The 19350-nt window shown below is 69.9% G+C and carries 21 protein-coding genes and 1 tRNA gene; 20 read left to right on the top strand and 2 right to left on the bottom strand.

All coding sequences use genetic code 11. From position 1 onward, the window contains the following. Positions 1 to 50 precede the first annotated feature (50 nt). Together ACK5KK_RS13635 and ACK5KK_RS13630 are read left to right on the top strand one after the other, a co-directional pair. The gene (locus tag ACK5KK_RS13635) at positions 51 to 269 is read left to right on the top strand and encodes a hypothetical protein (protein WP_416890630.1); all 219 of its coding nucleotides are present in this window, start codon (positions 51 to 53) and stop codon (positions 267 to 269) included. Continuing rightward, the gene (locus ACK5KK_RS13630) at positions 269 to 736 is read left to right on the top strand and encodes a RidA family protein (protein WP_416890629.1); all 468 of its coding nucleotides are present in this window, start codon (positions 269 to 271) and stop codon (positions 734 to 736) included. Before ACK5KK_RS13635 ends, ACK5KK_RS13630 begins: the two co-directional genes overlap by 1 nt. Before the next feature lie 3 nt (positions 737 to 739). On the opposite strand, the gene acs is transcribed toward ACK5KK_RS13630, so the two are convergent. Beyond that, positions 740 to 2704: an acetate--CoA ligase gene (gene acs, locus ACK5KK_RS13625; RefSeq protein WP_416890628.1), complete on the bottom strand. Its 1965-nt coding sequence runs from the start codon at positions 2702 to 2704 to the stop codon at positions 740 to 742. A gap of 367 nt (positions 2705 to 3071) precedes the next feature. Here acs and ACK5KK_RS13620 point away from each other — a divergent pair, with 367 nt between their 5' ends. From ACK5KK_RS13620 to ACK5KK_RS13570, 11 genes are all read left to right on the top strand, one after another. Beyond that, positions 3072 to 4070: a TadA family conjugal transfer-associated ATPase gene (locus ACK5KK_RS13620; protein ID WP_416890627.1), complete on the top strand. Its 999-nt coding sequence runs from the start codon at positions 3072 to 3074 to the stop codon at positions 4068 to 4070. Further along, on the top strand, positions 4067 to 5026 hold the full coding sequence (locus tag ACK5KK_RS13615) for a type II secretion system F family protein (protein ID WP_416890626.1): 960 nt from the start codon (positions 4067 to 4069) through the stop codon (positions 5024 to 5026). The genes ACK5KK_RS13620 and ACK5KK_RS13615 overlap by 4 nt, the downstream gene beginning before the upstream one ends. 84 nt (positions 5027 to 5110) lie before the next feature. Next, positions 5111 to 5314, top strand: a complete 204-nt coding sequence (locus tag ACK5KK_RS13610) for a DUF4244 domain-containing protein (protein ID WP_416890625.1) — start codon at positions 5111 to 5113, stop codon at positions 5312 to 5314. Next, the gene (locus ACK5KK_RS13605; RefSeq protein WP_416890624.1) at positions 5311 to 5643 is read left to right on the top strand and encodes a TadE family type IV pilus minor pilin; all 333 of its coding nucleotides are present in this window, start codon (positions 5311 to 5313) and stop codon (positions 5641 to 5643) included. The genes ACK5KK_RS13610 and ACK5KK_RS13605 overlap by 4 nt, the downstream gene beginning before the upstream one ends. Continuing rightward, positions 5643 to 5960 carry an Rv3654c family TadE-like protein gene (locus ACK5KK_RS13600; protein WP_416890623.1) on the top strand — a complete coding sequence of 106 codons (318 nt, stop codon included), beginning with the start codon at positions 5643 to 5645 and terminating at the stop codon, positions 5958 to 5960. Before ACK5KK_RS13605 ends, ACK5KK_RS13600 begins: the two co-directional genes overlap by 1 nt. A 380-nt stretch (positions 5961 to 6340) precedes the next feature. After that, positions 6341 to 6874 carry a GNAT family N-acetyltransferase gene (locus tag ACK5KK_RS13595; RefSeq protein ID WP_416890622.1) on the top strand — a complete coding sequence of 178 codons (534 nt, stop codon included), beginning with the start codon at positions 6341 to 6343 and terminating at the stop codon, positions 6872 to 6874. 80 nt (positions 6875 to 6954) lie between these two features. Beyond that, positions 6955 to 9630: a type I DNA topoisomerase gene (gene topA, locus ACK5KK_RS13590; protein ID WP_416890621.1), complete on the top strand. Its 2676-nt coding sequence runs from the start codon at positions 6955 to 6957 to the stop codon at positions 9628 to 9630. Next, the gene (gene tmk, locus ACK5KK_RS13585; protein ID WP_416890620.1) at positions 9627 to 10253 is read left to right on the top strand and encodes a dTMP kinase; all 627 of its coding nucleotides are present in this window, start codon (positions 9627 to 9629) and stop codon (positions 10251 to 10253) included. The genes topA and tmk overlap by 4 nt, the downstream gene beginning before the upstream one ends. Before the next feature lie 124 nt (positions 10254 to 10377). Then, positions 10378 to 11529, top strand: a complete 1152-nt coding sequence (locus tag ACK5KK_RS13580) for a DNA polymerase III subunit delta' (protein ID WP_416890619.1) — start codon at positions 10378 to 10380, stop codon at positions 11527 to 11529. After that, positions 11526 to 13085 carry an alpha/beta hydrolase gene (locus tag ACK5KK_RS13575; protein WP_416890618.1) on the top strand — a complete coding sequence of 520 codons (1560 nt, stop codon included), beginning with the start codon at positions 11526 to 11528 and terminating at the stop codon, positions 13083 to 13085. The genes ACK5KK_RS13580 and ACK5KK_RS13575 overlap by 4 nt, the downstream gene beginning before the upstream one ends. A gap of 191 nt (positions 13086 to 13276) precedes the next feature. Then, the gene (locus tag ACK5KK_RS13570; protein WP_416890617.1) at positions 13277 to 14308 is read left to right on the top strand and encodes a GTP-binding protein; all 1032 of its coding nucleotides are present in this window, start codon (positions 13277 to 13279) and stop codon (positions 14306 to 14308) included. A 6-nt stretch (positions 14309 to 14314) separates the two neighbouring features. Here the strand turns inward: ACK5KK_RS13570 and ACK5KK_RS13565 are convergent, their stop codons facing one another. Further along, positions 14315 to 15319, bottom strand: a complete 1005-nt coding sequence (locus ACK5KK_RS13565) for an LCP family protein (RefSeq protein ID WP_416890616.1) — start codon at positions 15317 to 15319, stop codon at positions 14315 to 14317. Between the two features lie 85 nt (positions 15320 to 15404). On the opposite strand from ACK5KK_RS13565, the gene ACK5KK_RS13560 reads away from it, so the two are divergent. The 7 genes from ACK5KK_RS13560 to ACK5KK_RS13530 all read left to right on the top strand — a co-directional run. After that, positions 15405 to 15476, top strand: a tRNA-Thr gene (locus tag ACK5KK_RS13560). 29 nt (positions 15477 to 15505) lie between these two features. After that, the gene (locus tag ACK5KK_RS13555) at positions 15506 to 15895 is read left to right on the top strand and encodes a hypothetical protein (RefSeq protein ID WP_416890615.1); all 390 of its coding nucleotides are present in this window, start codon (positions 15506 to 15508) and stop codon (positions 15893 to 15895) included. Between the two features lie 127 nt (positions 15896 to 16022). Further along, entirely contained in the window at positions 16023 to 16616 is a 594-nt protein-coding gene (locus ACK5KK_RS13550; RefSeq protein WP_416890614.1) for an alternate-type signal peptide domain-containing protein, read from the top strand. Between the two features lie 14 nt (positions 16617 to 16630). Then, entirely contained in the window at positions 16631 to 17239 is a 609-nt protein-coding gene (locus tag ACK5KK_RS13545) for a signal peptidase I (protein WP_416890613.1), read from the top strand. Continuing rightward, the gene (locus ACK5KK_RS13540; protein WP_416890612.1) at positions 17236 to 17985 is read left to right on the top strand and encodes an LPXTG cell wall anchor domain-containing protein; all 750 of its coding nucleotides are present in this window, start codon (positions 17236 to 17238) and stop codon (positions 17983 to 17985) included. The genes ACK5KK_RS13545 and ACK5KK_RS13540 overlap by 4 nt, the downstream gene beginning before the upstream one ends. After that, positions 17975 to 18646 carry a hypothetical protein gene (locus ACK5KK_RS13535; protein WP_416890611.1) on the top strand — a complete coding sequence of 224 codons (672 nt, stop codon included), beginning with the start codon at positions 17975 to 17977 and terminating at the stop codon, positions 18644 to 18646. Before ACK5KK_RS13540 ends, ACK5KK_RS13535 begins: the two co-directional genes overlap by 11 nt. Further along, the coding region (locus tag ACK5KK_RS13530) for a signal peptidase I (RefSeq protein ID WP_416890610.1) at positions 18643 to 19350 on the top strand (708 nt) is incomplete at its 3' end. The genes ACK5KK_RS13535 and ACK5KK_RS13530, both read left to right, overlap by 4 nt.

The following is a 19350-nucleotide window of genomic DNA, read 5'->3' as shown; positions in this document are numbered from 1 at the left end:
GCGCCCCCGCATGCCGCGACAGACGATGGACACACGACGAAGGAACCGCGATGACCCGCTGGGAGTACATGACGACCCCGCTCCTGATCCACAACACCGCCGCCATCTTGAACAACTGGGGGGCGCAGGGCTGGGAGCTGGTGCAGGTCGTCCCCGGTCCCGAGGGAGGGCTGGTCGGGTACTTCAAGCGCCCGGTCGGCGGTGGTGCCGACAACAACGCCGGCCTGCGTGCCGCCGCCCAGGCCGCGCAGCAGTTCGAGGAGGCGTGATGAGCGTTTCGCAGCGCCTCGCCGACCTCGGCATCGACCTGCCGGATGTCGTGCCGCCGCTGGCCGCCTATGTGCCGGCCGTCGTTCACGGCGACCTCGTCTACACCGCCGGGCAGTTGCCGATGGTGGCCGGTGCACTGCTGGCGACCGGCAAGGTCGGTGACGGGCACGCACTGGTGCCGGCGGCCGACGCGACCGCCTTGGCCCGGCAGTGCGCGCTGAACGCCCTCGCGGCGGCGGCGGCCGCCTCCGGCGGTGTCGACAGGCTCGCCGGCGTCGTCAAGGTCGTCGGCTTCGTCGCCTCGGCGCCCGAGTTCACCGGGCAGCCCGGCGTGATCAACGGGGCGAGCGAGGTGCTGGGGGAGATCTTCGGCGACGCGGGCCGGCACGCCCGTTCCGCGGTGGGCGTGTCGGTGCTCCCGCTCGATTCCCCGGTCGAGGTCGAGTTCGTCTTCGCGCTGGCGTGAGCGCTACTTCACCTGTCGGCCGATGGTGTTCATGACCGACGTGTCGGCCAGGGTCGTGGTGTCACCCACTTCGCGCCCCTCGGCGACGTCGCGCAGCAGCCGCCGCATGATCTTGCCCGATCGGGTCTTCGGGAGTTCGCCGACGATGTAGACGTCGCGGGGGCGCGCGATCGGGCCGATCTGTTCGCCGACCCAGCGGCGCAGCTGGTCTACGAGTCCCTCGGGGGTATGCGCGTCGAGGTAGCTCTGCTTCAGGATCACGAACGCGACGACCGCCTGGCCGGTGGTCTCGTCTGCGGCACCCACGACGGCGGCCTCGGCCGTGGCCTCGTGAGCCACCAGCGCCGATTCGATCTCGGTCGTGGACAACCGGTGCCCCGATACGTTCATGACGTCGTCGACCCGCCCGAGGAACCACACGTCGCCGTCTTCGTCCAGCCGGGCGCCGTCGCCGGCGAAGTAGTACCCCTGATCCTGGAACTTCTCCCAATAGGTCTCCACGAATCGCTCCGGGTCGCCCCAGATGCCACGCAGCATGCTCGGCCAGGGCTCGGTGACGACCAGCAGACCACCGTTGCCGTTGCCGACGTGCGCGCCCTCCTCGTCGACGACGTCGAGGCCGATGCCCGGCAGCGGCACCTGCGCCGAGCCGGGCTTGGTCTCGGTGACGCCCGGCAGCGCCGACACCATGATCGCGCCGGTCTCGGTCTGCCACCACGTGTCCACGATGGGCGCGACGCCAGCGCCGATGATCTCGCGGTACCAGATCCAGGCCTCCGGGTTGATCGGCTCGCCCACCGAGCCCAGCAACCGCAGCGAGGACAGGTCGAACTTCCGTGGGATGGCGCGCCCCTGCTTCATGAACGACCGGATCGCGGTGGGGGCGGTGTAGAGCACGGTGACGCCGTACTTCTCGACGACCTCCCACCAGCGGCCCGCGTGCGGGCTGTCCGGGGTGCCCTCGTAGAGCACCTGGGTGGCGCCGTTGGCGAGCGGTCCGTAGGTGACGTAGGTGTGCCCTGTGATCCAGCCGACGTCGGCGGTGCACCAGAACACGTCCGATTCCGGATGCAGGTCGTGGACGATCTTGTTCGTGAACGCCGCCTGGGTGAGGAAGCCGCCCGACGTGTGCAGGATGCCCTTGGGCTTGCCGGTCGTGCCCGAGGTGTACAGGATGAACAGCGGGTTCTCGGCGGGGAACGGGCGGGCCTCGTGGTCGGCGGATGCCTGCGGCACCACGTCGTGCCACCAAAGGTCGCGGCACTCGGTCCAGGCCACCTCGTTCTCGCCGCGGCGCACCACGAGCACGTGTTCCACGCTCTCCTGGACGCCGGTGCCGCGGTCGCCGAGGGCCTGGTCGACCGCCGTCTTCAGGGGCGAGACCTTTCCTTTGCGGTAGCCGCCGTCGGCGGTGATGACGACCTTGGCTCCAGCGTCATCGATCCGCGAGCGCAGGCTGTCCGCGGAGAAGCCGCCGAACACGACGGAGTGGATGGCTCCGATGCGGACGACGGCGAGCATGCTCGCGATCGCCTCGGGGATCATCGGCAGATAGATCGCGACGCGGTCGCCGGGCTCGACGCCGAGCTCGGTCAGCACGTTGGCGAGCCGTTTGACCTCGTCGGTGAGTTCGGCGTAGGTGATGCGGCGCTCGTCGCCGGGTTCGCCCTCCCACAGCAGCGCGACGCGATCGCCGTTGCCGGCTTCGAGGTGTCGGTCGAGGCAGTTGTAGGCGACGTTGAGCTCACCGTCGGCGAACCACTTCGCGAACGGTGGCGTCGACCAGTCCAGCACCTCGGTGAACGGGGTGTGCCAGTGCAGATCGCGCGCCTTGTCGGCCCAGAACTGCTCGCGGTCGGCGGCGGCTTCGGCGTAGAGCGACGCGTCCGCGAGGGCGGCGGCGGCGAATTCGGGGGAGGGAGCGAACCGGCGGTTCTCGGTGAGGAGGTGGTCGATCTCGCTGCTCATGGACGCTCCTTTGCGCGCGGTGTGTTTTCCGGGGGCCGACTGGTCTCGGTCACAGTATCGGGGTGGGTTGACAGCGTACTACCGCCGAAAGGATGCACCGGTTGCCGAACTGAAACACGGTATATCGATATGCATGTTGTTTTCGGTTGGGCGCGCTCCCAAGCCCTCGTATGCTGGGTATCAGCCAACATCGCAGCTTGGCACGCGGCACCTCCACCCCCCTACACGGAGTGGCCGCAGAAGGCGGCGTCCTATACCCCCCGAGTGGGGCGCCGCCTTCTCCTCCCCGGCCCGGTCGTACACCCGACTGTCCACCGATCGCCGTTCTGACGCGCCGCGCGGACCCTGGGGTGCTTAGCGTCGGGATATGTCCGAGTCGTTCGTGGTCCGTCCCCGTGACGGGCAGCGGCCGCGGCGAGAACAGACTCCTCGCCGGCCGCTGCCCGATCATCCCGCGCTGCAGCCGTTGCGCGCTCACCTGTCCGATGCCGAAGTGACCGACGTGTTCGTCAACGGGGCGGACGGACTGTTCGTCGATCGCGGTAACGGTCTCGAACGCGATCCGCAGTGGCGGGCCGACGCCGAGCGGGTGCGGGCCCTGGCGGTCGCGCTCATCGGCGTCGGCGGGCGCCACCTGGACGACGCGACGCCGTGCGCGGACGTGCGGTGGCAGGGCGGCGCGCGCGTCCACGCCGTGCTGCCGCCGGTGGCCCGCTCGGGCGCGGCGATCTCGATCCGGCTGCCGTCGCCGGAGGTGCTGACGCTGGACGACCTGCAGCAGCGCGCCACGTTCGACGGAGCGCTGCGAGACCGGCTCGACGCACTCGTGAGCGGTCGCGAGAACGTGCTGGTCAGCGGGGCCACGGGCGCGGGCAAGACGACGCTGCTGGGCGCACTGCTGTCGCGGTCGCCAGCATCCGAACGCATCGTCACGATCGAAGACGTCGCCGAACTGCGGGTGGATCATCCGCACCACGTCTCGCTGGAGGCGCGGCAGGCGAACCTGGAGGGATCGGGCGAGATTCCGCTGGCCCGGCTGGTGCGCGAAGCACTCCGGATGCGGCCCGACCGGCTGGTAGTGGGCGAGTGCCGAGGGGAAGAGGTGCGCGAGCTGCTCACCGCGCTGAACACCGGACACGACGGCGGCGCGGGCACCGTGCACGCCAGCGGGGTGTGCGACGTGCCGGCGCGACTCGAAGCCCTCGGCGCGCTCGCCGGATGGGACGAACGGGCCGTCGCCCGGCAGGTGGCGAGCGCGATCGGGGCCATCGTGCACATCGCGCGCACCCCCGTCGGGCGGCGGGTCACCGCGATCGCGCGCCCGGTCGTCTCCGGCGGCCGCCTCGACGTGGAGGTGCTGACGTGACGCCGGGCGAGGTCTCGGGTCGGGCGGCGTACGACGCGGCTCCGCGCGCGCGCCGCCGGCGCGTGCCCCGGCCGCGGCGTTCCCTCCGGGTGCCGGAGGGAACGCACGAGGACGTCGCAGGCACGGTGCGAGGCCTCGCGGTCATGCTCGAAGCGGGGGTGGCGCCGGTGCGCGCGTGGCACCACCTCGCCGGCACCGGCGACCGCGTGGCCGACGACGTCGACCGGGCGGTCACCGCCGGCGGCAGCGCCACCGACGTGCTCGCCGCGCGCGGCGGCGGGTGGCGTCAGGTGGCGACCGCCTGGCGGATTGCCGAGATCGTCGGGGCGCCGCTCGCGCCGAGCCTGCGGGCGATCGCCGCGGCGCAACGCGATGCGGATGAGGCGCGCGACGATGTGCGTGTCGCACTGGCGGAGCCCGCGGCAACGGCGCGGCTGGTGGCCTGGCTGCCGGTGGTCGCCGTCGCGCTGGCGGTGGCGCTCGGGTTCGACATCGCTCACACCCTCACGCATCCGCTCGGCATCGCCTGCCTGGTGATCGGGGCGTTCCTCATGCTCGCCGCGCACCGGTGGACGAGGCGCCTGGTGGCGGCTGCGCAACCGGCGGAGGTCGTGCCCGGGCTCACCAGTGAACTGTTGGCGATCGCGCTGTCGGGCGGGGTGTCGATCGACCGCGCGACGTACGTGCTGGGCGAGGCGGGCGGCGACGACGTGGACGAACCGTCGCGCCGGGTGCTCGCACTGTCGGCGTCGGCCGGTGCGCCCGCCGTGGAATTGCTGCGCGCCCAGTCGCAGGCGGCCCGTCAGGACGCGCGGACCGAGGGTCGCCTGCGGGCGGCGGCGCTGTCGAGCAGGCTGCTGCTGCCGCTCGGAGTGTGCACCCTGCCCGCGTTTCTCGCGCTTGGTGTCGGCCCGATGATGCTGTCGGTGCTGACGTCGACCCCGGTGCCGCTGTGACGGCATCCGGCGCGCTTTCCCGTGCCTTCCGAGCTGTGCCCACAAGAACAAGAAACGTGCCCACGAACCGAGGAGGACAACACCATGACGATGCACGAACTACCCCGCCTGACCCGGCGCCGCGCTGCGGCCCTGTTCACCGACGACAGCGGAGCGGCTACCGCGGAGTACGCGATCGCGACGATGGCCGCGGTGGCGTTCGCCGGGTTGCTGGTGATCATCATGCGCAGCGATGAGGTGCGGGGGATTCTGACCGATCTGATCCGTCGCGCGCTGAGCGTGCCGTGAGTGCCGGCGACGACCGCGGCTCGGTGACCGCCGAGCTCGCGGTCGCGCTGCCGGCGGTGCTGCTGGTCATCGTGCTCGCGGTGTCGGCGCTGGGTGTCGGCGGTGCGCAGGTGCGGTTGGAGCAGGCCGCGGCGCAGGGCGCGCGGGTGGCGGCGCGGGGCGAGGCGGAGCGGGTGCCGGAGGTGGTGGCGGCACTGACCGGGTCTGCCACCGCGGTGGTGTCGGCGTCGGGCGACCTCGTGTGCGTGACGACATCGGCGGATGCGCCGGGCCCGTTGCCGATGCCGCCGCTGGTGGCGCGCTCGTGTGCGCTGGGGGAGGGACCCTGATGGCGGGGAGTGTGCTGGCGGTGGGGGTGCTCGCGGTCGGGGCGGTGATCGCGACCGGGTATGCGGCGGCGGGGGCGGTCTCGGTCGCGACGGTGCGGGTGGCCGGGGTCGCCGATGCGGCGGCGCTCGCGGCAGCCGACACCGCGGCAGGCCGGGTGCCCGGGGTGCCCTGTGCGCGGGCCGACGATCTCGCCCGGGCGGGCGGCGCGGTGCTCACCGGTTGCGACGTGGACGGCGTGGAGGCCACGGTGACCGTGGCGATGCGCGTCGGCGCGGTCACCGTGACCGGCAGGGCCCGCGCCGGCCCGCCGCGCTGACTCGGCCCACTCGCGAGGCGGCGTACCCGCTCGACGACCTCGCGTGCCCCCTCCGGGGCCTGACCCGGGCGGTTTGGTCGGAGATGGCCGGTCCTGCGCCTGAAAGTGGGAGGTCCTGAGGCTTGCTCGGCTCCCTACCCCAGCCGGGTACGGCCGGCACGGTACCCATCGAAACCGACGACTCACACAGCGACGGGACCGAATGGAGGGGGCCCTCGCAGGGAGGGCGGGTCCCCGGCTCTTCGGAATCACGGGTGCAGCGCCGGCCTGACGGGGCAGGCCGGGCGTGGCGCGCACTCGCCGCGCGGCAGCGCTCGGCGCACAGCTCCGGCGGCGCGTGGCGCCTCCCGCGGAGCGGGTCTGAAGAGTAGTGTGATGCGATGACGTCGGAGGGGGCGCTCGTGGACCGTTCCATCACGCGGCGGATGCTCGTCCGCCACGCGCTCCGTGACGACGCCGCTCAGATCGCCTTGATCTGGCAGACGGGCTGGCACGACGGACACGACGGCAACGTCCCGGATGATCTGTCGCGTCACCGCCGCGCCGCCGCCGACTTCGTGCCGCGGGTCTTCAACTGCCTGCCGCGCACCCGCGTCGCCGAGGACGAGAGCGGTGACCTCGTCCACGGATTCGTCGTCATCGACGGTGATCGGATCGAGCAGCTCTACGTGCTCGCGGCAGTCCGCGGCATCGGCATCGGCCGGGCGCTGCTGCGGCACGCCGAACAGTCCATCGCGCGCGGCGGTCACCCCCACGCGCGACTGGCCATCGTCCCCGGCAACACGCGTGCCCGCGCCATCGTGGAACAGGCCGGGTGGCGCGACGACGGCCCTGTCGACTACGCCGCCGACACCACTGACGGAGTCGTCGTGATCCCGTCTCGTCAGTACGTGAAAAACCTCCCCCTGGCCTGAGCGGGCCGCCCGCGCGGAACACTCCCAGCATCCTCCGGTGGTGCTGGTGTGTATGGTGTGCTTCGAAGAAAGGACCCCGCGTGGCAGACGGCAAGAAGCTCGTGATCGTCGAGTCGCCGACGAAAATGAAGTCGATCCAGGGATATCTGGGAGACGGATACGAGGTGTTGAGCTCGGTCGGGCACATCCGAGACCTGGCGAGCAAGCAGGACATCCCCGCCGAGTTGAAGAAGACCTCGGTCGGCAAGTACTCGATCGACATCGAGAACGACTTCACCCCGCTCTATGTGGAGAGCGACCGCGGCAAGAAGACCGTCGCCGAGCTCAAACGTGCACTGAAGGGTGCCGACGAACTGCTGCTGGCCACCGATGAAGACCGCGAGGGCGAAGCCATCGCGTGGCACCTGCTCGAAGCGCTCAAGCCCAAGGTCCCGGTCAAGCGCATGGTGTTCCACGAGATCACCAAGGACGCCATCCGCGCCGCCGTCGAGAACACCCGCGAGCTCGACCACGCGCTCGTCGACGCGCAGGAGACCCGTCGCATCCTCGACCGCCTGTACGGATGGGATGTGTCGGACGTTACTCGCCGCAAAGTCGGCCAGGGCACCTCGGCCGGCCGGGTGCAAGCGGCGCCCACGCGTCTGGTAGACGACCGCGAGCGCGAGCGGATGGCATTCGTCTCCGCCTCGTACTGGGGCATCGACGCCGTCGCGGCCCACGGCACGGACGCGTTCGCGACCCGTCTTGCCCGCCTCGACGGCGCGCCGCTGGCCCGCGGCACCGACTTCGACGACGCCGGCCAGTTGAACAAGGCCGTCGTCGTCCTCTCCGAGCCGCAGGCGCGCGCGCTGGCTGCGGCGATCGAAAAGACCGGTACCGCCTCGGTCGTCTCGGTCGAGGCCAAGCCCGGCACTCGCAGCCCCAAACCACCCTTCACGACCTCCACCATGCAGCAGGAGGCCGGCCGCAAGCTCTCGATGAGCGCCAAGCACGCCATGAGCGTGGCGCAGCGCCTGTACGAGAAGGGCTACATCACCTATATGCGCACCGACTCGACCGCGCTGTCGACACAGGCGGTCTCGGCGGCGCGCTCCCAGGCGGTGGCCCTCTACGGCGACAAGGCGGTTCCGCCGAACCCGCGCAGCTACCGCAACAAGAGCAAGAACGCGCAGGAGGCGCACGAGGCCATCCGCCCGTCCGGCGACGACTTCCGCACCCCCGGTTCGGTCGCTTCCGGCCTGGATCGCGACGAGCAGCGCCTCTACGACCTCATCTGGAAGCGCACCGTCGCCAGCCAGATGTCCGACGCGACGTACGAGACGACGACCGTCACCCTCGAGGTGGATGCCGACGGCAAGACCGCGGCGTTCACGGCATCCGGCACCGTCTACACCTTCAAGGGGTTCCTGGAGGCGTACGAGGAGGGTCGCGACGCGAGCCGCCGCGACGCCGATACCACCAACGACCAGTCGCTGCCCGCGCTCGCGGTGGGCGACGAACTGCGCCTGCGCGACATCGAACCGAAGGGGCACGCCACGACGCCCAAGCCCCGCTACACCGAGGCGTCGCTGGTGAAGGCGCTGGAGGAGAAGGGCATCGGGCGCCCCTCGACGTTCGCCAGCATCATCGACGTGATCCTCGACCGCGGCTATGTCACCAAGCGGGGCCAGGCGCTCGTGCCGAGCTGGCTGGCCTTCAGCATCGTGCGGCTGCTGGAACGCCACTTCTCCGACCTGGTGGACTATGACTTCACCGCGGCGCTGGAAGACGACCTCGACGCCATCGCCCGCGGGGAGCAACGCCGCGTCGAGTGGTTGAACGAGTTCTACTTCGGCTCGGAGAACCACGTCGGCCTGCGTCACATCGTCGACAACCTCGGCGAGATCGACGCGCGTGAACTCAACGCGACTCCGATCGGCGAGGTCGCCACCCTCCGATTCGGCAAGTACGGTCCCTACCTGGACGTGCCGACGGGTGAGGGCACGTCGAGGATCGTCAACGTGCCCGACGAGCTTGCCCCCGATGAGCTGACGGCCGCCAAGGCACAGGAGCTCATCGACGCGCCCGTGGCCGGCGACCGCGTGCTCGGGACCCACCCCGACACCGGGAAGACGATCGTCGTCAAAGACGGCCGGTTCGGCCCCTACATCCAAGAGCTCGAACCCGAGCCGGAGCAGGTCGATCCGGCCACCGGCGAGGTGACCGCCGCGAAGAAGACGACCAAGAAGAAGGCCGCCGCGCCCAAGCCACGCACGGCGTCGCTGTTCAAGACGATGAGCGTGGACACCGTGGATCTGGACCAGGCGCTGCAGCTGCTGTCGCTGCCGCGCGTGGTCGGCGTCGACCCGGAGACCGACACCGAGATCACCGCGCAGAACGGCCGCTACGGACCGTACCTGAAGAAGGGCACCGATTCGCGCACGCTGCAGAGTGAGCAGCAGCTGTTCGACATCACCCTCGAGGAGGCGCTCGAGGTGTACAAGCAGCCCAAGTACGGTGCGCGCGGCGCCTCCGCCGCGCTAAAGGAGTTCGACGCCGACCCGGTCAGCGGCAAACCCATCAAACTGAAGGACGGCCGGTTCGGTCCGTACGTCACCGACGGGGAGACCAACGCCACCATCCCGCGCGGCGAGAACGTCGAGGACGTCGACTTCGCGCGGGCGGTGCAGCTGATCGCCGACAAGCGGGCCAAGGGACCCGTGAAGAAGCGCACGACCACCCGTCGTACGGCGCGCAAACCCGCGGCCAAGAAGTGACCGCAGGGCTGTGGGTCACGTTCGAGGGCGGCGACGGGTCGGGCAAGTCCACACAGTCCGCACTGCTGGAGCAGTGGCTCCGTGATGAGGGCCGCGCGGTCGTCCACACCCGCGAACCGGGCGGCACCGAGGTCGGCACCCTCATCCGCAACATCGTGCTGCATCATCGCGGCGACATCGCGCCGCGCGCCGAGGCGCTGCTGTACGCCGCCGACCGCGCCCACCACGTCGAGACGGTCGTGCGGCCCGCGCTGGCCCGCGGAGACGTCGTCATCCAGGACCGCTATCTCGATTCGTCGGTCGCCTATCAGGGCGCGGGCCGTGTGTTGGATGCCGGTGAGATCCGGGAGCTGTCGCTGTGGGCATCCGCGGGGGTGCTGCCCGAGGTGACGGTGCTGCTCGACCTCGATCCCGACGTCGCGCGGGGCCGGCTCGACGCCGCCGACAAACCGTTCGACCGGCTCGAGTCGGAGCAGGCGGCCTTCCACGGCCGGGTGCGGACGAGCTACCTCGCGCTGGCCGCCGCCGAGCCAGAGCGCTTCCTCGTGCTCGATGCCCTGCTGCCCCCCGACGCCCTCGCCGACCGCGTCCGCGCCCGGATCGCCCCGCTGCTGAGCCGGTGACACCGGCCCGCGAGACCGCAGCGACGCTATCGAGACCGCTCGGATTACGCGCGGTCTCGATAGCGCCCGTGCTGTTTCGCGGGTGGGTGGGGGAGTTGTCGGCGACGGGACGTAGGCTGGACGAATGCACCTCGTCGCCCCGTCGCTGCCCTGGGCGGATGTGTGGGGCCAGCCCGCAGCGGTGGCGCAGCTGCAGCGGGCCGCCGCCGACCCGGCGCACCTCTCGCACGCCTGGCTGATCACGGGCCCCCCCGGGTCGGGGCGATCCACGCTCGCGGCCGCCTTCGCCGCCGCTCTGATCGCCGAGCCGGACGACCTCGCCGCGATGCGCCAGGTGCTCGCCGGCACGCACCCCGACCTGACGACGCTGCGCACCGAGGGCGTGATCATCTCGATCAAGGATGCGCGCGCGCTCGTCGAACGCGCCTACTTCAGCCCGTCGCTCGGCCGCTACCGCGTGGTCGTGGTCGAAGACGCCGACCGCATGGTCGAGCGCACCAGCAATGTGCTCCTCAAAGCACTCGAAGAGCCGCCCGAGCGGACGGTGTGGGTGCTGTGCGCCCCCAGCGAGGCCGACCTGCTGCCCACGATCCGCTCCCGCGTGCGCACACTGCGACTGCGCGAACCAGAGATCGACGACGTGGCGGGCCTCATCGTGCAGCGCACCGGCGTGGATCCGCAGGTGGCGGAGCAGTCCGCGCGGCACGCGCAGCGCCACATCGGCATGGCCCAGCGGCTCGCGACCGATCCCGCCTCCCGCGAGCGCCGCGCCTCGACGCTGCGGGCCGTCCTCGGTGTGCACGGGGTCAACGCGGCCGTCGAGGTGGCCGCGCACATCGTGAGCCTGGCGACCGAGGATGCGAAGGCCTTGACGGCCGAACGCGACCAGTACGAGCGCGAATCGCTCCTGGCGACGCTGGGCGTGGCCTCGGGGGCCGCGGTGCCTCCGGCCCTGCGCAGCCAGCTCTCGGCGCTCGAGGACGAGCAGAAGCGTCGCGCCACGCGGAGCCTGCGCGACGGTATCGACCGCGTCCTGACCGACCTGGAATCCCTCTACCGCGACGTACTGATGCTGCAGTACGGCCGCGGTGCCGACCTCATCAACCGGGAGCTCACCGCCGAGCTGGATGTGCTGGCGCGGGACTGGACGCCCGCGCGCACGCTGACGGTGCTCGACCGCATCTCGGCGACGAGGGAGAACCTGGAACAGAACGCGGCACCCACGCTCGCGTTGGAAAGCCTGTTGATCACTGTGGCAAGCGGACGGACCCCATGACACGAACTCGACCTGCTCGACCGGCACGCATCGTGGGGGTGGTCGCCGCGGCGGCCGCGGTCTCCCTCGCGCTCAGCGGATGTGTCGCGCTGATGATCCCCGACGCGCGACCGGCAAAGCCCCCCGTGACCGACGGGGTGCCCGAGAACCTGCTCCCGTACTACGGCCAGACGCTCTCGTGGGAACCGTGTGCGGGCACTGGAAGCGGTGTCTACGACTGCACGACGGTGACGGCCCCGCTGTCCTGGGATGAGCCGACCGCGGGCGAGATCGAGCTGGCGGTCGTGCGACGGCAGGCCGACGCGGCCGAACCGGTCGGTTCGCTGCTGACCAACCCGGGCGGGCCCGGCGCGAGCGGGTTCGACCTGATCGCGCAGACATCCTCCTTCGCGGTGACCGAACCGCTCCTGGAGGCCTTCGACGTGATCGGGTTCGACCCGCGCGGTGTCGGGCGGTCGACGTCGGTGTCGTGCCTCGACGCGGCCGACACCGATGCGTTCCTGTTCGATATCCCGGCGGCGGCGCGCGGAACGGATGCCTGGGAAGCCGAGCTGACGACGCGCAACGCCGAGTTCGCACACGCGTGCGAGGCGAACAGCGACGGCATTCTTCCGTTCATCACGACGGTGAACGCCGCCCGGGACCTCGATCTGCTGCGGGCGGTGCTCGGTGACTCCGAGCTGTACTACCTGGGGTACTCGTACGGGACGTTCCTCGGCGCCACGTACGCGGACCTGTTCCCGGAACGGGTGGGGCGCCTCGTGCTCGACGGCGCGATCGATCCGTCGGTGTCCGGGCTCGCCGTGGGAACGACCCAGGCGCTCGGGTTCGAGTCCGCGTTGCGCGCCTACATGGCGGACTGCCTGGAGGCCACGGACTGTCCGTTCCGAGGCGCACTGGACGATGCCATGAACGACCTGGGCGTGTTGCTGGAACGCGCCGACGCCGATCCGCTGCCCAACGCCGACGGCCGCAGGCTCGGTGCGGACTCGCTCATGACTGCCATCGTGACCGCGCTGTACTCGCAGGAGAGCTGGCCCTACCTCACGATGGCCTTGAGTGGGGTGCTGGAAGGGGACGCCTCGATAGCGTTCCTGCTCGCCGATTCGTACTATTCGCGCGACGCCGACGGCACCTACCGCGACAACTCGCTCGAGGCGTTTACGGCCTACAACTGCGTGGATTACCCCGCCGAGGACGACCCGGACGCCGAGGCGGCGGCGAATGAGCTTATCGCGACCGAAGCCCCCACGATCGCGCCGTATTGGGCGGGGGTTGATGTGTGCGAGTCGTGGCCCGCACCGCCGACGGGGACGCGCGGCGCGATCACGGCCGCCGGCGCCGCGCCGATCGTCGTGGTCGGGACGACCAACGACCCCGCCACCCCTTACGAATGGTCGGTCTCCCTGGCTGATCAACTCACGTCGGGCGTGCTGATCACCCGCGAAGGGGAAGGGCACACCGGATTCAACAAGGGCAACCGCTGTGTTGATTCCGCCGTGAACGACTACCTGATCGACGGCACCGCACCCGAGGATGGGCTTACGTGTGGCTGACGGGTGCTCCCCCTACCGACGTGTGAGCAGCGGGCTCTGCCTGTTGACGACCTAGCGACGCCCACGGCGGCCGATCATCTGGACGCCGACTGGGTCGTGAGCGATGAGGCCGTGTCGGGCTCTCATCAGCCCCTTTCTGAGAAACGTTATCATTAGCATGAAACGGGTCGCCGGGTTGATAGGGAGAACCAATGAGTGCCGTGGACGTCGTGGCCGTCATCGGAACGTGCGGGCCGGAGCGGAGGCGCCATGCCGCGCTCGTGGCGCATGAGTTGGGCCGCCAGCTGCTGCCCGCATCGCTGCTGAGCGGCTCACCCGATCCCGTCGAGGAAGCAGCTGTGCTCGCGTCGTGGATGGATGAAGACGCCGGCGCGGTGATCGAGGTCCCGGACGAGATCCCTGCGACCGAACTGATCGGCACGTTCGCCGAACGCTCCGATCGCACGCGGTTGAGCGGCGTGGTCTGCGTCGTGGACGCCGTGCACATCCTCGCCGACCTGCGTCGCGACGACGACATCCCGCTGCGTGACGCCGGCAGTGGGCTTGCCGCACCGCTCGCGCCGCGCGCACTGTTGTCGGTCGCACAGATCGAGTACGCGTCGGCGATCGTGCTGGTCAACTGGTCGGGATTGCCGAAGACCGAGTTGACGACCCTGATGGCATTGTTGAGCCACCTCAGCCCGAGGGCTCGCCTGCGTCTACGCAGCACCGAGTCGACCTACCCGGGTGACGTGCACGCCTATACCTCGGAGCAGGATCGGGCCGGATGGCTGGCCGTTCTCAACGGTGAGCTCGATCCTGTGATGACCGATCCGCGCGTGTCGGCGTTCCGCTACGAACAGGTGCGTCCGTTCCATCCCGGACGGCTCAAGCGGGCGCTGGATCTGCGCGTCGAGGTGGGCGAATTCGGCACGCTCGTGCGCTCCGCGGGGTTCTGCCGGCTCGCGACCCGGCCGCAGGTGGTGGCGCAGTGGGACCACGTCGGCCGGGTGATTTCGGTGACGCCGCGCGCGTACGACGCAGGGCTCAGTGCCGAGGAGGAACTGCTCGCCGTGGGTCAGGACATCGCGCTCATCGGCCTCGACCTCGACCGAGCGGGGCTCGTTGCGGCGTTGGACGAGGCTGTCCTCACCGACCGGGAGCTGGCGGCGGGAGCCGAGGCGTGGGCGCGTTTCGCCGATCCCTTCCCCGCCTGGCCGAGCGCGTACGGTCGCAGCCGGTAGCGCCGGCTACGGGTCTTGTCGGCGCAGGTAGTCGTCGACGGTGTCAGTGCGTAGGGCCTCGGCCACCTCGGTCAACGCGTCAGTGTCCGGGAGGACGACCGATTGGTCGCCGATCATGGCGGTGCCGAGCGTCGGTGCCGTGAAGAAGTGCACGTCGTCGGCGCGCATATCGCGCAGCGTGACGGCTATGCCGGCGATCGTCGCCGCATCCAGGCCCTCATCGACGGTCAGATACGGTGCGATCGCGCCGAGGGTGTCGTGGATCCGGCCGGGGTCGGTCAGCGTGGCCCGGTCGAGCAGTCGCGCCAGGACGGCGCGGACGTACGCCTGCTGGTTGCGCACGCGTTGATAGTCGCCGTCCGGGAACGCGTACCGCTCCCGCACGTACACGAGTGCGTCGTCGCCGTCCAGCGTGATTGCGCCGGCGGGGAAGGTATGACCCCGGGCGTCGAAGGCCTGCGCGTTGTCGACGGTCACCCCGCCGAGGGCATCGGTGAGCCCGCGGAATCCCTCGAAGTCGATGATCGCGACGTGGTCGATCGGCACGTCGACGATGCTCTCGACCGTTTCGACCAGCAGCGGGATGCCGCCGAGTGCCAGCGCCGCGTTGATCTTGTGCTCGCCGTGGCCGGGAATGCTCACCCAGTTGTCGCGCATGATCGACATCACCTGCACCTTGTCGCGGTCGGCGGGGATGTGCACCATCATGATGGTGTCCGCGCGACGGTCGCCGATCTCGGCGGGGTCGTCGACGCTGGTCTGACCGCGCTCGTCGGAACCGAGCAGCAGGATATTGGTCGCTTCGGTGTGTGCGGGGTCTTGTGTGGGCCGAGTGGATCCGTCGGGGAACACGTCGCCCTCCGGCAGGGTCGTGACGTTGTCCGCGTACGCCGCCGCAAGGCTCCACAGATAGGCGGCGCCGAGGCCGGCCCCGGCGACGAGCACCCCGAAGACGGAGAAGACAACGATCCACGGCCATCTGCGGCGCCGTGTTGGGCTGGGCGCGCTCACGACCGCCAGTCTGCCCGGGCGGTCTGAGGGAACGCTGACCGGGCATGCGGGGGCGTCTCGGCGGTGCGCTAAGCTTGTCAATCGCGCCCTCGTAGCTCAGTGGTAGAGCACTTCACTCGTAATGAAGGGGTCATCAGTTCAATCCTGATCGAGGGCTCTTCAACCCAGAGCCGGGGAGTTCGCCCGATGGATACGGCGCTCGATGCGATCCTTGAGCTCTTCACCTGGCTGGGTGTCTGCGGTGCGGTGCTGTGCGGGGTGTGTGCAGTGGTCCTGTGGGTGGCCGACGGCACCTGGCTGCCCGCCGACGCCGTCGTCGATCACGAGCCCGACGGAACGTGGGTGCGGTGGTTCGACTTGCACGGCGAGGCGAACAATGCGCAGGTATCGGGGGAGGATGCCGGCCGGTTGTCCGGCCGCGACACGGCCACCGTGTGGTACCGATACGGACAGCGTCACCGCGTACGGTTCACGCGACGTGCCCCGGGCGTGCGAATCGCGGCGTGGGCGACACTGGTCTGCGCGGTGATGGGTGCGCTCGCATTCGCCGGGTCGACCGTGTTGCTGTTCATCTGAACTTCCGCGCCGTGGGGTTTACTTTATCGGTTCATAGCTATATAGTCTTTATAGTCGTCCGGACCCGAAACCGGGCGATGACACCCGGGGTGCGCCCCGGGTCCACCGCTCGCCCCCCTGGAGTGTCATGAAAAAATCAACAAAGGGCGCCTTGGCGTCCGTAGCCGCCGCCGTGCTGTTGCTAGGCGGGGGCACCTCGCTCGCGTACTGGACCGCCAGTGCCAACGTCGACGGCGGGTCCATCACCGCCGGTGACCTCAAGCTCGTCGCTGGCTCGTGCGACGCGAACTGGGTCTACGCCGCCGGTCACGCCAGCGCCGGCACCGCCGTGAGTCTGTGGGTTCCCGGCGATGTCGTCACCAAGTCGTGCACGTTCACGATCTCTGCCACCGGTGACAACCTCAAGGCCACCCTGACGTCGCCGTCGTCGGTGTCTCTGAGCGCGACCAGCGCGGCCGGAGCGACCAGCGAGAGCGCCACTGCCGCGGTGGCGTACACGGTCGCAGGCTCGGCCATCACCGACGTGGACACCGGAACCGCCGGCATCCAGATCGATGACTCCTCCGACGGTGACACGCTGACGGCGAAGTTCACGGTGACGTTCCCGTACGGCACCGATCAGACCGGAACGCCGGTCGTCAACGGCAACGACACCCAGGACTGGGTGGCGGCGTTCGACGCGCTGACGGTGACCCTGACGCAGCTGAACCCGAACCCGTAAACGCCCCGCGCACCATGCGCACCGTCGCCAGCTTCGTCGGGCGCACCGCCGCGTGGATCGTGATCCTCGCGGCGGTGACGGTGATCGTCGTGGCAGTGCTGATCCCGCGGATCGCGGGAGCGACGCCGTATACGATCCTCACCGGTTCGATGCAGCCGGCCTATCCGCCCGGGACCCTCGTGGTGGTGCGGCCCGTCGACGACACCGACGACCTGTCGGTCGGCGATGTGGTGACGGTGCAGCTGGAATCGGGAGAAGAGACGGTGGTCACCCACCGGATCGTGGAGATTCAGCACCGTGCGGACAGTCAGACGCAGTTCATTACGAAAGGCGACGCCAACGATGTGCCCGACGCAGAACCCCGGATGCCGGTGCAGGTCCGCGGCGAGGTGTGGTATTCCATCCCGTACCTCGGCTACATCAGCACCGCGCTGACCGGATCGCAGCGCAGTTGGTTGGTCACCGCGATCGCGGTCGGACTGATCGGCTACGCGGCCTGGATGTTCACAGGAGCGTGGCGGGAGCGACGGCGTCGCGCCGGGGCGAAACCTGCCGAACAGGCCGTCGGTGATGAGCGTGATCAGACGACCGATCCAAAAGACCATTCCCTAGACACTGAATGAGAAAGCCCTTGACTCCGTTGGTCGCGGGCCGGAGCCGCCGCTGTGGCGGGTCCGGCAACGTGGACCTCGAGATGGATGCGATCATGAACGCGACAACGAGACGGCGCATACGCGCCGTGCTGAGCGCGACGGCCGTCGCCGTGGCGCTGGTGCTCGCAATCGCCGCGCCCGCTCGCGCAGCCGGCGAGATCGGGCTCAGCGCCGACGGGGTGACGTGGGGTTCGACGCTGCCTCAACCGCTGTTCGATGCGGCGATCCGCTGGGTGCCCGGCGATGTGCGCACCGCGCGCTTCTACGTGCGCAACCAGACCGCAGACGGGATCCGCACGGATGTCGATCTGGTCGCGTCGCGTGTCGAAGAACTGATCACCACCGGGGACCTGAGCATCGACGTGCGCATCGCAGGGGGCGAATGGGTGCCGACGACGGTGACGGGGACGCAGCGACTCAGCTCCGAGTCCATCCCGGCCGGCGGCAGCTATCCGGTCGATGTGCGGGTCCGCTTCTTCAAGGAGTCTGCCAACGTGTCCCAGTCGCTGCCGCTCGATCTGCAGTTGCGCGTGACGCTCACCGAGACGGTTCCGGACGGCGGCTCGAATGGCGGCGGCTCGACGCCGAACCTGCCGGTCACCGGTGGCTCGTTTGACCTCAGCTCCGCCGTCGTCGGTGTTACCGCCGTGGGCCTGGGAATCGTGCTCGCGGCGCGTCGCCGCCGCAGTCGAGAGGATGCCGCCGATGAGCGCTGAGCGTCAGTCTCGGATGCGACGTCGTCGCGTCGATGTCATCCGTGCCGTCCTGGCGTGCGGCATCGCGTTGGGCTTGGGCAGCGTCGGCACACTGGCACAGTGGACCACGGGGGGCTCGGTGCAGGCGGGGTCGATCCGCGCCGGCCAGCTCGACGTTGTCGTCAACGGGCACCTCTCGACGGTGACGAACGTCGACGGCACGCATGTCGAGACGTCATGGAAGATCGACGAGATGCTGCCGGGGGAGTTCGTGGCGCTCACGATCACGGCGACAAACGGAGGTGCGAGCACCATGCCACTGGATCTGCGCGTCGACGGTTATGTGCAGGGCACCCTCGGCCCGTATCTGAATTTCGAGTTCTGGGAGGGCGGAACTGTGACCGGTGGAACGCCGTGGACGGGCGTGACGGGCGCGACGTGGCGGCAGGCCAGCTGCGCGGGCGGGATACCGCTGACCGGATGGCGCACCCTCGGCACGACGCCCACCGCCCCGACGCCGATCGTCACGACCAAGCAGCGACTGAACGTGGGGCAGTCCAAGACGTATTGCGTCCTGATGGCACTCAACGGCGATCTGACAACCTCCAACAACACCGCGCTGCTGGGCGCGAAGGGCACCGCGGTGCTCGTCTTTCGCGGTACGCAGGACGGTGCGCCGTGACCGCGTGGCGTTGGCGCGACGTGATGCGCACGGTCACCCTGTCCACAGGCGCGATCGCGGGCGTGGTCTGCGTGCTCTGGACTCTCGGCCTGTGGGCGCTGGGGCTGCATCCGCTCGTCTTCCTCAGCGGCTCGATGTCACCGGCTATCGAGGCGGGCGCGGTCGGGTTCGCCCGCACCGTACCGGCCGATGACATCCGCGTGGGCGACATCGTGAGCGTCGTCACCGACGAGGGCGTCCGGGTGACTCACCGCGTCGTTTCGACGGTCACCGACGATGCCGGCCCGACTTTTCGACTCAAAGGCGATGCCAACAACACTCCGGACGCGCACGCTTACACCCTGGACACGGTGGATCTGGTCGTCGGCCATGTGAACGGGGCGGGATACGTGCTGCAGGGGGTGGCATCGCCGTGGGGCATGGCTGTCGGCGCGGGCCTGCTTGCCGCGTGCCTCGTGTTCGGCGTGCGCCGTCGCAGCGATGAGCCTCGCACGGGCGGCGGGGCGCCCGGCGATCAATCGCCCGCGGACCTCGCGAGGCAAGCCGTGGGCGACTCAGGGGCCGAAGCCGGTGGGCGTCGTCCGGTCAGCTCGCGCACTTCCCGCGTCGCGGCTGTAGCGCTGGTGCCTCTCGTGCTCGCCGGGGCAGCTGCAGCGCCCACCGCCGGTACCCTCGCGTACTTCAGCGATTCGGCGAAGCTGTCC

Source organism: Microbacterium sp., from assembly GCF_047972865.1.
Classification (GTDB): domain Bacteria; phylum Actinomycetota; class Actinomycetes; order Actinomycetales; family Microbacteriaceae; genus Microbacterium.
The sequence above is the reverse complement of the archived record's forward strand: the minus strand, read 5'-3'. Positions and strand labels throughout refer to the sequence as shown.